Annotated in this window: 7 protein-coding genes and 1 pseudogene; 3 read left to right on the plus strand and 5 right to left on the minus strand. The window is 65.5% G+C overall.

Features of this window, described 5'->3' with window-relative positions; genetic code table 11:
* Window positions 1-50 precede the first annotated feature (50 nt).
* On the minus strand, window positions 51-10,376 hold the full coding sequence (locus NH14_RS18165) for a YDG domain-containing protein (RefSeq protein ID WP_152617226.1): 10,326 nt from the start codon (window positions 10,374-10,376) through the stop codon (window positions 51-53).
* A 313-nt stretch (window positions 10,377-10,689) separates the two neighbouring features.
* Here NH14_RS18165 and NH14_RS18170 point away from each other — a divergent pair, with 313 nt between their 5' ends.
* Complete coding sequence (locus NH14_RS18170) at window positions 10,690-11,460, plus strand: bestrophin-like domain (RefSeq protein WP_035530509.1); 771 nt, start codon at window positions 10,690-10,692, stop codon at window positions 11,458-11,460.
* Window positions 11,461-11,503: 43 nt separating this feature from the next.
* On the opposite strand, the gene NH14_RS18175 is transcribed toward NH14_RS18170, so the two are convergent.
* Together NH14_RS18175 and NH14_RS33545 are read right to left on the minus strand one after the other, a co-directional pair.
* Window positions 11,504-12,100 carry a response regulator transcription factor gene (locus NH14_RS18175; protein ID WP_035530511.1) on the minus strand — a complete coding sequence of 199 codons (597 nt, stop codon included), beginning with the start codon at window positions 12,098-12,100 and terminating at the stop codon, window positions 11,504-11,506.
* Window positions 12,101-12,333: 233 nt separating this feature from the next.
* On the minus strand, window positions 12,334-12,525 hold the full coding sequence (locus NH14_RS33545; protein ID WP_237179667.1) for a hypothetical protein: 192 nt from the start codon (window positions 12,523-12,525) through the stop codon (window positions 12,334-12,336).
* On the opposite strand from NH14_RS33545, the gene NH14_RS34120 reads away from it, so the two are divergent.
* Both NH14_RS34120 and NH14_RS18185 read left to right on the plus strand, forming a co-directional pair.
* Window positions 12,517-12,696, plus strand: a complete 180-nt coding sequence (locus NH14_RS34120; protein WP_407947154.1) for a helix-turn-helix domain-containing protein — start codon at window positions 12,517-12,519, stop codon at window positions 12,694-12,696. The two genes, NH14_RS33545 and NH14_RS34120, sit on opposite strands and share 9 nt — an antisense overlap.
* 92 nt (window positions 12,697-12,788) lie before the next feature.
* Window positions 12,789-13,826, plus strand: coding sequence for an SGNH/GDSL hydrolase family protein (locus NH14_RS18185; protein ID WP_035530514.1), 1,038 nt, complete (start codon window positions 12,789-12,791; stop codon window positions 13,824-13,826).
* 19 nt (window positions 13,827-13,845) lie between these two features.
* On the opposite strand, the gene NH14_RS18190 is transcribed toward NH14_RS18185, so the two are convergent.
* Window positions 13,846-14,919, minus strand: a complete 1,074-nt coding sequence (locus tag NH14_RS18190) for a rhodanese-like domain-containing protein (protein ID WP_035530516.1) — start codon at window positions 14,917-14,919, stop codon at window positions 13,846-13,848.
* A gap of 156 nt (window positions 14,920-15,075) precedes the next feature.
* Window positions 15,076-15,767: pseudogene (locus tag NH14_RS18195) on the minus strand (RNA polymerase sigma factor).
* Window positions 15,768-15,853: the final 86 nt, after the last annotated feature.

Below are 15,853 nucleotides of genomic sequence, written 5' to 3' on the forward strand. Positions count from 1 at the left end.
AGTCGCGCTGCCGCGCGCGCGTCGTTCTTCTCCTCCACCCGGAGGGCCTCTTAGTTCGCGGGCATCCGCACGCCTCCGTTCAGGACCGTGAGCGCCAGCCCAGGATGGAAGTCCGAGCGCGCCACATTGCGCTCATTCGGATGCGCTTCCTGCTTCTGGTTGCCCGTGTAGTTGCCCTGATCGCTGTCCGAGGCCGTGCCGTACGGCGTGGAGACGCCCTGTGGCCCGGCCGTCGACTGCGCGTACGCGATCGAGCCCAGCGGGATCGGCGACTCGGGCGCGATGATATTGGCGGTGAGGCCACTCGGCTGCTGGAGCACGTAGTTGCCCGCATCCGCGCCGCTGATCGTCATCGCCGTGCTCACCGGCTTGCCGAAGCCGATCGCCGGATTGTTGAAGTAGCCCACGGTGTCGTTGCCGAGCGCGACGTTGTCCTGGCCCAGCACGCCCGAAAGCGTTGCGCCGGACAGCGGGTCGAGCACGGTGCCGTCGTAGAAGCGGTTGGTCGTCTGCGTGCCCACTACCGTGAGCGGCGCGGGCGTGACCGTGACCCAGTCCACGCCGCCCGCGAGCGTGTAGTTGCTGCCGAGCGCCGCGCCGTTGCCGGTCAGCGTGTAGCCCGAGAGCCCGGCCGCCGCGAAGGACTTCTGGTTGCCCACGTTCTTGTCCGCGAGCGCGCCGGTGCCCGAGAGCGTGAGCGTTTCGCCGTTCACGCCCTGGAGCACGCCGTTGCTGCCGAACAGGCTCGCCGCTGCGCCGGTGGTCGCGTCGTACACGCGGCTGCCGGTGAGGCTGAGGACGTACGGCGTGATGTTCGCGGCCGTGGTCGCGGACGTGTTGAACGAGTAGTTGCCCGCGTCCGCGCCGCTCGCCGTGATGCCGTTCACGGCCACCGCGATGCCGTTGCCCACATTTGGCATGGCGAAATTCGACGACTGCGCGCCGAAGCTCACGTTGTCGCCGCTCAGGATGCCGTTGCTCGCGAGGCCGACCGAAGCGGCCGTGGTGCCGTCGTAGACCTTGTTCACGCCGGTTGCATTCACGGTGACGTTGAGCGGCGTGATGGTGACCCAGTCGATGCCGCCGACCAGCGTGTAATTGCTGGCGAGCGTCGAGCCGTTGCCGATCAGCGCGTGGTGCAGGTCGCCCGCCGTGAGCAAAAGCTTCTCGCCCACGTTGCGGCTCGCGAGCGTGCCATTGCCGACCAGCTTCAGCGTTTCGCCGTTCAGGCCGTCTAGCACACCGTTCCTGCCGAACAAATGGGCGTCGGCGATATTCGTGCCGTCGTAGACGCGCGAGCCCGTGAGATTGAGGATGTACGGCGTGATGTCGGCGGTCGTGGTCGCGGTCGTGTTGAACGAGTAGTTGTCGAGGCCGCTGCCCGTGCCCGTGATGCCCGCCACGTTCACCGTGATGCCGGTGCCTGCGTTGGGCGTAACGAAGTTCGCGCTGCCGGCCGAGAAGGAAGCGGTATCGCCGCCAATCAGCCCGGTCACGGTCAAGCCATTGAGCGTCGCGTTGGTCGTGGTGTCGTAGACCTTGTTCTGCGCGCTGGCCGTAATCGTCAGGAGTGCTTTCGTGATGTCGGCGGCAGTCGTCACGGTGTTGGCGAACGTGTAGTTGCCGATATCGGAACCGATGCCGAACAGGCTCGCCGTAACTGGAATGTTCTGGCCCACGTGCGGCGTGGCGAAGTTGGCCGGACCATGGCCGACATTCGCGTTGTCGTTGCCCGTGAGGCCTTGCACGGTGAAGCTGCCGAGCGTCGCGGCCGTGGTGCCGTCATAGACCTTATTCTGACCCGTGGCAGAGATCGTGAGCGCCTTCGGTGTGACAGTCACCCAGTCGTTGCCGCCAGCCAGCGTGTAATTGCTGGCGAGGCCCGTGCCGTTGCCGAGCGCGAGCGTGCCAAGGTCCGCGAACGGCTTGCGCAGGCCCACGTTCTTGTCCTGCAGATTGGCGGAACCCGTGAGCGCCACCGTCTCGCCGTTCACGCCCGTGAGCGTCCCGTTGGCGCCGAACAGGCCTGCCGCGGCGCCAACGGTCCCGTCGTAGACGCGCTGACCTTGCAGGCTCAGCACGTACGGATAGATGTCCGCCGTGGTGGTCGCGGTATTGCCGAACGTGTAGTTCGAGAGCGTGCGGCCGGTGCCTGTGATGCCCGTTACGTCGACCTCGATGCCGTTGCCCGCGTTCGGCGTGACGAAGTTCGCGCCTGCGGCCGTGAAGGTGCCGCTCTCGCCCGCCACGAAGCCGGATGCGCTCAGGCCGTTGAGCGTCGCCGTGGTGGTGGCGTCGTAGGTCTTGTTCTGCGCGCTGGCCGTGATCGTAAGCAGGCGCGGTGTGATGTCCGCGCTCGTCGTCACGACCTTGCTGCCGAACGAGTAGTTGCCGATGTCCGCGCCGTCGGCGTACAGGCTCACCGAGATGGGAATGGCCGCGCCGACGTTGGCCTGGGCGAAGGTCGGCGACTGGTAGTAGACGTTCGCGTTGTCGCCCGCCACGAGGCCGTTCACGGTGAGGCTGCTGAGCGTCGCGGCCGTGGTGCCGTCGTAGACCTTGTTCTGGCCCGTGGCGGTGATCGAGAGCGGCTTCGGAATGATGTTGACCCAGTCGCCCTGGCCGGTGCCGAGCGTGTAGTTGCTCGACAGCGCGCCATTGTTGCCCGTGAGCGTGTAGCCCGCCAGGCCATTCGCGGCGAACGCCTGCTGCGGGTTCACGTTCTTGCTCGCGAGCGTGCCGGCGCCGGAGAGCGTGAGCGTTTCGCCGTTCACGCCGGTGAGCACGCCGTTGTTGCCGAAGAGCGTTGCGGCGGCGCTGGTGGTGCCGTCGTAAATACGGGTGCCCTGAAGGGTCAGCACATATTGATAGATGTCCGCGGCCGTCGTCGCGGTGTTGGCGAACGTGTAGTTCTGCGCATCCGAGCCGCTCGCGGCGATGTTCACGGTGACCGGAATGGCGAGGCCCGCGTTCGGCGAGGCGAAGGTCGCGCTGCTCACGCTGAAAGTCGCGTTGTCGCCTGCGAGCACGCCCGTGGGCGTGACCCTGGCCGTGGCCACGCTCGTGCCGTTGTAGTAGCGGCTATCCGCACTCGCAGTGAAAGTGACTTGCAGCGGGGTCACCGTCACCCAGTCGGTGCCGCCCACGACCGTGTAGTTGCTAGCGAGGCCCGTGCCGTTACCGAGCGCGAGCGAACCGAAGTTCGCGAACGGCTTCTGGACGCCCGCGTTCTTGTCCGTCAGCACGCCGGAGCCCGTGAGCGACAGCGTCTCGCCGTTCACGCCCGTGAGCGTCCCATTCGCGCCGAACAGGCTCGCGTCGGCGGCCGTGGTGCCGTCGTACGCGCGCGTGCCGGTGAGGTTCAGCACGGCTTGCAGGATGTTCGCCGTGGTCGTCGCGGTGGTGTTGTAGACGTAGTTGCCCGCGTCCGCGCCAGTGCCGGCGATGCCGTTCACCGTCACCGTCTTGCCGGTGCCCGCGTTGGCCGTGTCGAAGGTCGCGCCGCTGAAGCCGAAGTTCACCGTGTCGCCCGCCAGCACGCCGTTGGTGCCGACCGATGCCGTGGCGCTGGTATTGCCGTCGTAGGTCTTGTTTTGCGCGGTGGCATCCACGACGATGGGACGCGCAACGATATCGCCGGTGAGGCCGGTGGGCTGCGTCAGCGTGTAATTGGCGGCGTCGGTCCCGCTGATCGTCATCGTGCCAGCCGTTACGTTCTTGCCGATGCCCACGTTCTTGTCCGAGAACGTGCCCGTGGTGTCGTTGCCGAGCGTTACCGTGTCGCCCGCGAAAACGCCGGACAGCGTCGCGCCGCTCAGTGTGGCGTTGGTGGTGGCGTCGTAGACCTTCGTGTTCACCGTGGTGCCGGTGACAATGAGCGGCGCCTGCGTGACAGTGACCCAGTCGTTGCCGCCCAGGAGCATGTAATTGCTGGCGAGGCCGCCATTCGCGCCGTCGCCGAGCGCGAGCGTATTGAGCGTGAACGGCTTCTGGGTGCCCACGTTCTTGTCGTTCAGCACGCCCGAGCCGGTCAGCGCGAGCGTTTCACCATTGACGCCATTGACCGTGCCGCCCGGCGCGAACAGGCTCGCGTTGGCATTGGTCGTCGCGTCGTAGACACGCTGCCCCGTCAGATTGATCACGTACGGCGTGATGTCGGCCGTGGTCGTGGTGCTGCTATTCGTGAACGTGTAATTGCCCGCGTCGGCGCCGCCTTCGCTGATGCCCAGCACCGTCACGAGCTTGCCCGTGCCCACGTCCTTCGTGCCGAAATTGGCCGATGTCTGGCTGAAGGTCACGTTGTCGCCCGCAATGACGCCCGGGCTGCTCAGGTGGACCGTTGCGTTCGTGTTGCCGTCGTAGACCTTGTTGTCGGCCTGCGCCACCACGTTGACGCTGAGTTGGGTGATGTCCGCGAAAATGTCGCCGGGCTGGCTGAGCGTGTAATTGCCCGCATCGGAGCCCGAGATCGTCATGCTCGTATAGACGGGCTTGTGGGTACCGACGTTCTTGTCCGAGAACTGGCCTTGGGTGTCGTTGCCAAGCACCACGTTATCCGTGCCCAGCACGCCCAGAAGTGTCGCATTCTGCAGCACCGCGTTGGTGTTGCCGTCGTACACCTTGTTCTGCGCGGTGGTACCCGCGACGGTCAGCAGCGCGGGCGTGATCGTGACCCAGTCGGTGCCGCCCACGAGCGTGTAGTTGCTCGCCTTGGCCGCGCCGTTGCCGGTCAACGTATAGCCCGCAAGGCCACCCGACGCGAACGCCTTCTGGTTGCCCACGTTCTTGTCCGTGAGCGCGCCGGTGCCCGAGAGCGTGAGCGTCTCGCCGTTCTGCCCCTGGAGCACGCCGTTGCTGCCGAATAGCGTCGCGACCGCGCTGGCCGTGGCGTCGTAGACGCGCGTGCCCTGCAGATTCAGGATGCGCTGCGTGATGTTCGCGGTGGTGTCCGCGGTGGTGTTGGTGAACACGTAGTTGCCCGCGTCCGCGCCGCTCGCGGTAATGCCACTCACGTGCACCGCGAGGTTGGCGCCCACGTCCGACTGCGAGAAGTTGGCGGCCGTATCGGTGAAGCTCACCTGGTCGCCCGCCACCACGGCGGTGCTGCTCAAGCCAACTTGCGCGGTGGTCGTGCCGTCGTACTGCTTGTCCTTGCCGGTGGCCACGATGACCGCACCGTTCAGCGGCGTGATGCTCGCGGTAATGCCGGTGGGCTGCACCAGCACGTAGTTGCCCGCATCGGTGCCCGAGATCGTCATGCTCGTGGACACCGGCTTGTTGTTGCCCACGTTCTTGGTGTCGAACAGGCCGGCCGTGTCGTTGCCGAGCGTGACGGCGTCGCTGCCAAGCACGCCGCTCAGCAGCGCGTTATGCAGGTTCGCATTGCGGTTGCCGTCGTAGACCTTGTCGTCCGCAGTCGTGTTGAGCACCGTGAGCGTCGCGGGCGTGATGGTCACCCAGTCGGTGCCGCCCGCCAGCGTGTAGTTGCTCGCGAGGCCGCTGCCGTCGGTGAGCGCGAGCGTCCCGAGGTTCGCGAACGGCTGCTGCTTGCCCACGTTCTTCGTGGTCAGCACGCCGGAGCCGGTCAGGCCCAGCGTCTGGCCGTTGACGCCGTCGATCACGCCGTTGCTGGTCAGGAACAGGCTCGCGTTCGCGCCGGTGGTGGCGTCGTAGACGCGCGTGCCGGTCAGGTTGATGATTTTCGGCGTGATCTGGCCGAGCGGGCCGGTGGCCTCGGTCGGCAGCGCGTAGTTCGACAGGTTCGTGCCCAGCGCCGCTGAGAAGTCCGAAGGTTCGAGCGTCGCGCCGATGCCGATGTTGGTGCCCACGTTCGGCGAGAAATAGCCGCTCGAAGCCGTCTGGGTGACGGTGGCGCTCTGGTTGCCCACGAAGCCCGAGATGCCGAAGTCCGAAGGGGCGAGCCGCACCGAAGTCGTGCCGTCGTACTGCTTGACCGGGTCGCCGGTGATGGTGACCGTGAGCGGCCGCGGCGTGATATTGGCGATCAGGTTCTGCGGCTGCTGCACCGAGTAGTTGCCTGCCTGCGCGCCGGAGAGCGTGAAGCCGCTGGCTGTGACGGCAATGTTCGTGCCCACGTTCGGCGTGGCGAACGTGCCCGAGGCGTTGCCGGCGGCGAGCGAGACGTTGTCGCTGCCGAGCACGCCCGAGAGCGTCGCGCCCGTGGTGGTAATGGTGGCGGCGGTCGTGCTGTCGTAGGCCTTGTTGTTCGCCAGCGCGCCGTTCACGATCAGCGGCGCGGGCGTGATGTTCGCGGTGAGCCCGGTGATCGGCTGCAGCACGTAGTTGCCGGCCGCGCTGCCCGCAATGCTGAAACCGTTCGCAGTCACGGCGATGTTGTTGCCCACGTTGGACTGCGCGAACGTGCCGCTCGTGGACGTGTTGAGCGTGACGTTGCCGCTGTCGATCGGCACCACGCCCGCGAGCTGCGCGCTGCTCACGTCGAGCGTGTCGGCGGTGGTCGTGTCGTAAACCTTGTTGGTCCCGTAGGTGTTGATGACGTACAGCGGCGCCGGCGTGATCGTGCCGGGACCCACGGCCGTGGTCGGCAGCAGGTAGTTGCTGAGCAGCGTGCCGCTGTTGGCCGTGTAGTTGCTCGGCACGAGCGAACCGGTGATGAGGCGCGTGCCCACGTTCGCCGAGCCGTAAGTGAATTGCGCGGTGGGCGTGATGCTGGCGCCCTCGCCGCTCACGAAGCCGCTGATCTGCAGGTTGCTGCCGGTCACGCGCGCGATCGTGTCGCCGTTGTAGACCTTGGTCGGGTTGCCGACGATCGTGACGATCAGTTGGGCCGGCAGAATCGAGCCCATCCCGTAAGCAGAAACCGGGAACGAGTAGTTGTTCAGGTCTGTGCCCGCGTTGGCCGTGAGGTCGGACTGGTTGAGGCTCGCCGTGACCGGCTGCTGGCCCACGTCCTTGGTCGCGTAGCTTCCGGTGATCGTGTGGTTCACCGTCGCGCCCTGGCCAGGCACGAAGCCGCTGAAAGTGAAATCGCTGGCCGGAATCGTGGCGACGGTGTTGCCGTCGTAGGTCTTCGACGGGTTGTTCGTGATCTGCGCCGTCAAGGTGCCGGGGTTGATCTGCCGCTTCACGATCGTCCCCAAGCCCGTTGCCGTGGTCGGCAAGAGGTAGTTGGAAAGCAGCGTGTTCGGCCCGGCCTGGAAGTCGCCCGCCGGCAGGGTCGAGGTCACCACCCAGTAGCCGACGTTGGACGACGCATAGGTGCCGGACGGCGGATACGGGTTGAGCGTGATGGACTCGCCCGGAATCGCTCCGGTTACCTGATAGTTGTTCGCGCCGAGCGTGGCGACGTCGTTGCCGTCGTAGACCTTGGTCGGGTTGTTGATGATGCTGACCTGGACCGGCTGGGGCGTGATGGTGCCGGCCGGGGCCGTGATCGTGGGCGGGAACGAGTAGTTCGACAGCAACGTGCCGGGGCCCGGCACGAAATCCGAAGGCGTGATGCTCCCTGTGATGCGAATGTTGGTGCCCGCATTCGGCGAGGCATAAGTTGCCGAGGCCTGGCCGATGGTCGCGCTCTGTCCCGCCACGAAACCCGACATCGTGTAGTCAGATTGGCTCAGCACGACGTTGACGGTGCCGTCGTAGACCTTGGTCGGCGCGCCGATGAAAGTGATGGTCAGCGGCGCGGGCGTGATGTTCGCCGTGAGCCCCGTGATGCCCGCCACCGAATAATTGCCCGCCGCCGAGCCGCCCAGCGTCATGCCGTTGACCGAGATGGCCAGGTTGTTGCCCACGTTGGACTGGCTGAAGGTGCCGGCGGCCCCGCCGGTCGAGAGCGAAACGCTGCCCGCGTCCGAGGGCACGAGGCCCGAAATCGTGGCATTGCTGACGTTCAGCGGCGCCGTGGTGGTGCCGTCGTACACCTTGTCGCTGGCCGTCACGCCCGTGATCGTCACGAGCTTGGGCGTGATATTCGCTGCCAGGTAGCTGGGCACCACGATCTGGTAGTTGGCGGCCTTGGCGCCCGTGAGCGTGAAGCCCGAGGGGATCACCGAAATGCCGTTGCCCACGTTGGGCGTCACGAAATTGCCGGCCGCGCCGCTCGAATCCAGCGCGACTTGCCCGCTGTCCGAGCTGATCACGCCAAAGAGCGATGCACCGCTCGTGTTGAGCGTGGCGGCCCGCGTGCCGTCGTAGACCTTGTTGCTCGCGATCAGCCCGCTGATGAGCAGCGGCGCCTGCGTGATGGTGCCAATGCCCGTCGCCGTCGCCGGCAGCGTGTAGTTCGCGAGGTTGGTGCCGTTGTTCGCGACGAAGTTGGTCGACGTGAAGGTCGCGTTGATGGGGATGTTCGAGCCCGCATTGGCGCTCGCGTACGAGACCGAACTCGCCTGGTTCACGCTCGCGCCCTGGCCGGCCACGAATCCCGTGAATTGGTAATCGCTGGCCGGGAGCGTCGCCGAGGTCGTGCCGTCGTAGACCTTGGTCGGGTTGTTGACGATGCTGACCGAGAGCGGCGCGGGCGTGATCGTGCCGATGTCGGCCGAGGCCAGGCCCTTCGCCTGGTAGCCGTAGGCCGGGATTCCGCCCGCCGTGGTGACCACCACGCCCGCGAACGTGGTGGGCGAATTCACCGTGATGTTCGTGCCCGCGTTGGACGTGGCGTAGGTGCCCGTCGCGCTGGCGACGATGTCGCCGTTCACGAGGCCGGTCGTCACGAGATTCGCGTTGGTCAGGTGCGCGGTGGTCGTGCCATCGTAGACCTTGGTCACGCTGCCGGTCAGCCCCGTCAGGGTGATCGTGGGCGCGAGACTGTAGAGGAAGCCGTTGCCGGAGGCCGCCGGCGTCGTGCCATAGGGCGCGTTGTACTGCACGTATGAAGGCGTGAGGCCGCCCGTGGTGTCGCGGCGCGGGTCGCTCGAATAGATCAGCCACGGCGCAGAGGTGCCCGTGCTCACGGCTGCGGCGCCCGCGTTGTTCACGAAGTTGCCGCCGGTTCCCAGCGTGACGCCGGTGCCGCCGACAATGGAGCCGCCCGCGTTGATCGTCAGGTTGCCGCCGTGCGCCCCCATTGTCACGCCACCCGCGCCGTTCACGCCCGCGTTCACGTTGATGGCGTTGTACGCGTCGAGCGTCAGGCTCGCGGCCGCATTGGTCCAGCTGATAGGCGCGGCAACGGTGATATCGCCATTGCCCGGAGTCTGCACGCCGGCGCCCGTTGCGCCCGATGCCGTGGTCTGCTCGACCACGTTCGTGCCGCCGTTGAGCGTGCCCGAAATGGTGCTGGCCGCATTGGCGTCGATGGTCAGGTCGGTCGGGTCCACGAGCCACGTGCCGGCGCGCCCGAGCGGCGCCGCCGCCGTGATCCGCGTGCCCGGCGCGAGGTTGAAATGCGCCGCCGAAGTTTCGATAAAGCCGCCGTTGCCGCCATTTGGCGCACTGGCGTCGAGCGTGCCGCCCACGTTGACCGTGCCCGACTCCATGCCGCCCAGCAGCACGATCGAGCCGTCGCGGTTCTCGACGGTCTGCGCGCGGATCTTGCCCGTGTTGTTCACGGCGCTCGCGAGCAGCGCGTCCTTCGCGCCCGCGGTCATGATCACCTGGCCGCCATCGGCGACCATCAATTGATTATTCTCGGCCAGGTTGTTGAGCGTGCTCGCATCGACCTGGATATGCACGAGGCGCGAGCCGTCGAACGTAAGGGTCGCGGCGCTGCCGCCCGCCAGCGCGATCGTGCCGAGCCGCGCGCTAATGAGCCCCTGGTTCGAAACGCGATTGCCGAGCAGCGCGACATAGCCGCCATCGGCCGCCGTGATCGAGCCCTGGTTGATCACGCTGCCCTGCCCGTTGCCGCTAAAGCGCCGCTTGCTGCTGCCGAGCGTGTTCGGGTCGACGTCGAGCGTGGATGCCACGATGCCGCCGACATTCACGCGCGCCGACGGCCCGAACAGCACGCCGTTGGGGTTGATCAGCCAGACCTGGCCGTTGGCGTTGAGGTTGCCGAGCACGGCGCTGGGCGTGCTGCCGAGAATGCGGTTGACCGCCAGCGCGTTCGCGCCCGGCTGCACGAAATTGACCGTATTGCCGGCCCCGACGTTAAAGCTCTGCCAATTCAGCTGCAGCGTCTGGCTGCCCTGCTGGATGGTCGTGACCGCGCCCGCCTGGCTGATCGAACCTACGCCCGAAACGATCTGGCCGCCGGTGGGCGCGCCCGCGGCAAGCGCCGGACCAATCAGCACGAATGGCATGCCCGCTGCGAAGATCAACGCCAACACGCGCCTGAAGCCCTTGCCGGTTCGGCTCGCGCCTCTGCCAGCACGCCGCGTCGCAAGCTCCGACGCGACTACCCATTGCCTAAGCGAACGATTCCAGCACAAACGGTAAATGTGATTCATGGCATCGCCCAACGGATTCAGTAAAGGAGCAATAGCGAGCCGGCAAAAGGCAGGCAACTAACTCAAAGCGCGGCGCGACCGTTTAGAGATCGTCCTTTGGCAGATATGCAAGTTTTCGTAATTCGGCATAAACGTGCCATAGGTATTGAGGGCAATTTATTGCCCTTAAGGGCAATCGCCGTTAAAAATCCCGCCAGGCATTTCATTCGAAACGCTGGCTTTTCACGCAACGCAGCAATATCCAGAAACGAGCCAGTTACCGTAAAATCCTGACGCCCGGCTCCAACTATTAGATAAAGCTCGAGAGATAGAAATGGCTCAACTCGTTCACCACCCTGCAGTTCTGTTTGTCGTGTTGGTCGCGTTGCTGAGCACGGCGGCCGCCTGTGGCACGCTCGTCATGCAGCGCAGGTTTCCCATGTCCGACGAAGCGCGCGACAACTACAACGTCGTGCAAGGCGCCACCCTTACGCTGCTTGCGTTGCTGATCGGCTTTACGCTTTCGATGGCGGTGAGCCGTTACGACCAGCGCAAGAACTACGAGGAAGAAGAAGCCAACGCAATCGGCACCGAATATGTGCGCGCCGATCTGCTGGGCCCCGCCGACGCGCCCAGAATCAAGGCGCTGCTGGCCCAATATCTGGAACTGCGCATCGAAAACTACAAAACCCGCGATGGGCACAAGCTCGAAGCGATCAACAACCAAACCACCGCGCTCCAGGCGCAACTGTGGCAGAGCGTGCGCGGCGCGGCGCTGGAACGGCCCAACCCGGTCACGGCCATGGTGGCGTCGGGCATGAACGACGTGCTGAATACCCAGGGCTATACACAGGCGGCCTGGCTCAATCGCATTCCGGTGTCCGCGTGGGGCTTGATGATGGCGATCGCGTTTTTTAGCAACCTCATGCAGGGCTACGGCGCGCGCGGCACGACGGGCCGGCGCGTGCTGATGTTCGTGCTGCCGGTGACGGTCGCGCTTTCGCTGTCGTTGATCGCCGATATCGACAGCCCGCGCGGCGGCCTGATTCGCGTGGTGCCCGTCAATCTGGTCAGCTTGCAGCAATCGCTGGGACAGTTGCCCTGATGACCCATGGCGTTGGTGAAGTCCGCCAGCGCCGGGCGCATCGCTAGCCGACAATCGGCGCGGCGCACCGCAACAAGTCGGCGAACGATTTCGCCTCGACGCGCTGCATCAGCGCGGCGCGGCAATGCTTGATGGTCCGCTCGGAGAGGCGCAATTCGCGCGCAATGTCCTTGTTTTTCGATCCGCCGACGATAGCGATCAGGACAAAGCGCTCGCGCTCGCTCAACTCGATTGACGGCGCAGGCGGCGGCGCCTGGTTTGCACGCGCCGAAAGCGCCGCCTCCAGCGCGCCCACCAGCACATCGAAGCTGAACGGCTTGACCAGAAAATCCACCGCGCCCGCCTTCATCGCTTTCACGGCGGCCTCCACATCGTTGTGCCCGCTCATGAACACAACAGGCAACACATCGCCTTCACGCAGCAACGCCTGCTGAAGAGACAAACCGCCGGGCCCCGGCAACACCAGATCCAGCAGAATGCAGCCATGGCACTCAAGCGGCGGACTCACGAGAAACTCGCCCGCCGACGCATACGTGCGGACTTCGTAGCCCGCACAACGAAGCTGCGCGGCCAGGGCATCGCGCAGACCGTCATCGTCTTCGACCACGCGAATCGTCGCCTTGCCGGATTCGCTCGGCACCTTATTCCCCCTCGCGCCCAATATCGTTGCATCACTGGGACGTAAAATAATCGAGGTGGATAAAATGCGTTATCCAAAAAGCGAAAATCCCCAGGAGAGTGCAACGTGTCGTCTCCGCCCGTTTATTGGCGACAGAACTATTCGGGTTTTGAATTACAGCAAGCGTTCGATGTCGTTTATGGCGGGCATATCGAGCATCGTTTGCTGAGCGCCCGAAGCAGTGCAATGGCGCATCAGCGCCTCGTGCTCGGCGATTTGCGGCTCGCGCTGGGTCTTGCCGAACGCATCGCGAGCACGGGTGACATCGCCGGGGAACTGGCGGACTTTTCGCTCGCCGATATCGCGAGGCGCAGCGGATACACGCAGCGCTCGCTCCAGATGATCTTCAAGAACAGCGTGGGCATGACGCCGGGCCGGTGGTTCATGAATGCACGGCTCAACGGTGCGTTGCGCGACCTGCTGAGCGCCGCCCCGCCTGCACGGTCGCCGCAGTGGCCGCGAAATGGGGCTTTCGCCATATGCCCAGGTTCGCGCAGTACTACCGAAGCGCGTTTGGCAAGATGCCCAGCGAGACTTTGAAGCGCGTTCGTCATTAGGCACCAGGCCGGGGCGGGCACCCTTTTTGCCTCTTCTTCTCGCGCAAGCCCGCCAAAGCGGGCATGGCCGCCTCAGGCGGCGAGGAGGCGCGATGCAACGAACCGGCAACTGCCTGCGCGGTGTAACTTCTGCAATAACGTCGACAATCCTGTTTGCACTGCTTTGGGCATGCGGCGGCGGTGGAGGCGACGAAAGCAGCCCAGGCCCCAGCGCGGCCAACCCGCCTGGCGGCGTGCATCTGCAAATCGTCTCTTTCGGCGACAGCCTGTCCGATGTCGGCACCTATGCGCCAATAGCCGGCGCGGTGGGCGGCGGACGCTTCACGACCAATCCCGGCCAGGTGTGGACACAAAACGTCGCGCAGTATTATGGCGACAACCTGAGCGCCGCATACACGATCGGCATCGACCACAAGCTCAGCGCGCAAAGCGGTCTGGGCTATGCGGAAGGCGGCTCCACCGTGGCCACGCCGGCCAACCAGTACGACTTTCTCTCCGACGTGATCGGCAACGTCGAAATGCCCGTGACTCAGCAGCTTTCGAGCTACGTGTCCGCGCATGGGAATTTCAATGCCAATCAACTGGTGCTCGTCTGGGCCGGATCGAACGACGTGCTGCGGGCCGGCACGCCGCCCGCCGCCAATGCGACCGTGGATCAGGCGGCCACCACGCTCGCCCAGATCGTTGCGCAGATCGTCCAGGGCGGCGCCACGCATGTCGTGGTGGTCAACGTGCCGAACGTGGGCCTCTCGCCCAAGGGCATCGCCCAGGCCGACCACGGCGCGAATCTCACCCAGCTGTCGCAACGCTTCAACGCCACGTTGAATGCCGCGTTGCAGAGCAACGGCGTGCAAGGCAAGGTCATCGAGATCGATTCGTACACGTGGGCCACGCAGCTGATCGCCAATTACCAGTCGAACGGCTTCACGGTGTCCAACACCGCGCAGGCCTGCGACCCCGCCAAAACGCCCGACGACACCGCGCTGCTATGCTCGCGGCCTACCTACGTCGCGCCCAACGCGGACCAGACCTATATGTTCGCCGACAATCTCCATCCGACCACGCGTATGCACGCGCTATTCGCGCAATTCGTCGAGCAGCAGATCGCCAGGTCGGGGCTGGGGCATTGATTGAAGAACGCAATCGGCGTTAAACGCTATCCGTCGCAACCGGCAAGCCTTCGGCCTTCCAGCGCAGCATGCCGCCCGCGAGGTTGGCCACCTTGCCGAAACCGGCCTTGCCCAGCAGCACGCTCGCCTGCGCCGAACGCACGCCCGAGCGGCACACCGCCACCACGGGCCGCTCGCGGTCGAGTTCGTCGAGGCGGCCCATCAACTGCGAAAGCGGCACCAGCGTGGCGCCTGGCAGATGGCCCAGACGATCGATGAATTCCGGCGCCTCGCGCACGTCGACGATCTGGAAATCGGCCCCATGTTCGAGCAGCGCCATCGGCTCGATTTCCCATACGCCGCTAAAGCGCAAGGTCAGCGGCGCCCAGTCGGGCGTCTCCATCGCCGCCTGCGCTTCGCCTTCCGGCTTGCCGCAGCGCAGGTTGGCGGGCACCGCAATGGCCATCTGCTTCGGGTGCGGCAAGTTCAGGTTGTCCATGTAGCCCACGAAATCGCCGAGATCCACGTCGCCGCCCAGGCGCGGATTGAAGCGCCGCTCCTCGGCCACGCTCGTGACCGTGATGCCGCGATAATCGTGCGCCGGGTAAAGCAGGCAGTCGTCGGGCAGCGTGAGGATCTGCTCGCGCACCGACACAAACAGTTGCTGCGGACTGCCGCCCTGGAAGTCGGTGCGGCCACAGCCGCGAATCAGCAGACTGTCGCCGGTGAAGGCCATGCTCTCGTCGTCGAGCACATAGGTCAGGCAGCCGCTCGTATGCCCCGGCGTTGCGCGCACGCTTAGATAACGCTTGCCGAACGCCACGCGGTCGCCATGCTGCAGCGGACGATTCACGCCCTCTGCGTTCACCGTGGCCGCGAGCGCGATCTCGCTGCCGCAGCGCTGGCGCATGCGCCACGCGCCGGTCACATGGTCGGCGTGCACGTGGGTGTCGAGCGTCGCCTGCAAGCGCAGGCCCAATTCCTGCAATAGCGCGAGATCGCGCGGCACCTGTTCGTAGACGGGATCGATCAGCAGCGCCTCGCCGCTTGCGGCATCGCCGAGCAGATAGGTATAGGTGGACGAGACGGAGTCGAATAGCTGGCGAAAGATCATCGCGGACCTCGCGGAGGAGAAAGGCGCAGCGGCGGCCGGCTGGCGCCGCACTTGTGAATTCTCCGCCGATTTTCGCGGACGCGAACGCTCATTGATCGGGCATGTGTGTTCGGTAACACACACATCGACGCCACCAGCGTCAATGACACTACGCTGCTACTCCTCGCGCAACCGCGCGAGCACGGCCGCGACGATGCGGTCGCAGCACGAGCCGCCAAACTCGAATAGCGCCGGCCCCAGTTGATCGACCTCTTCGGCCAGCGCATCGCGCAACATCTGGCGAGCCCGGAAATGGCGGCTGCGCACCGTGGCTTCGGGAATGCCGAGGCATTGCGCCGTTTCCTCGATGCTCATCTCCTCGACCGAGCGCAGCATGAAGACCTGGCGGAACCCCACCGGCAACGCGTCGAGCTTGCGTTCGAGCAGCGCGCGGATCTCCGCGCGGGAGGCCGCCTGATCGGGGCAACATCGTCGTGAGCGTTGATCGGGTCCATGTCGAAAGCCATCTGCTCGTCGTCGGCGCAATGCACGAGCGTTGGCGCCAGGTTCTGGCGGCGGGCCTCGCGGCGCATCCTCGCGAAGCACTCGTTGAGCACGAGGCGCGAGAGCTATGTCGCGAGTACCGCATCGCCGCGAAACTGCCCGAGCGCCCTGAACGCCTTCAGATACGCGTCCTGCAATGCGTCTTCCGCTCCGGCGTCGTTGCGCAGCGTGGCGCGCGCGAGCCGGAACAGGCGGCGGTTATGGCGGCGCATCAGCAATTCGAAGGCCGGAAGATCGCCAGCCACGACGCGGCGCACGATATCCGCGTCGGCATCGCTCAATGCGCTTACGTGCGAGTCCGCCATTCTCGTTCCTCGTTCCAAACGGCCGGGACTTTCCCGGCTTTCGAGGAAATAGATGTCACGAGCCGACGCGCTGTTCCCGATCCATG

This window comes from Paraburkholderia sacchari (assembly GCF_000785435.2).
Classification (GTDB): domain Bacteria; phylum Pseudomonadota; class Gammaproteobacteria; order Burkholderiales; family Burkholderiaceae; genus Paraburkholderia; species Paraburkholderia sacchari.

What these genes read in the sequence shown, in the direction of transcription:
- NH14_RS18170 (WP_035530509.1), top strand. Translation starts at nt 10,690, where the DNA reads ATGGCTCAACTCGTTCACCACCCTGCAGTTCTGTTTGTCGTGTTGGTC.
- NH14_RS18190 (WP_035530516.1), bottom strand. Translation starts at nt 14,919, where the DNA reads ATGATCTTTCGCCAGCTATTCGACTCCGTCTCGTCCACCTATACCTAT.
- NH14_RS18185 (WP_035530514.1), top strand. Translation starts at nt 12,789, where the DNA reads ATGCAACGAACCGGCAACTGCCTGCGCGGTGTAACTTCTGCAATAACG.
- NH14_RS18165 (WP_152617226.1), bottom strand. Translation starts at nt 10,376, where the DNA reads ATGAATCACATTTACCGTTTGTGCTGGAATCGTTCGCTTAGGCAATGG.
- NH14_RS33545 (WP_237179667.1), bottom strand. Translation starts at nt 12,525, where the DNA reads ATGAACCACCGGCCCGGCGTCATGCCCACGCTGTTCTTGAAGATCATC.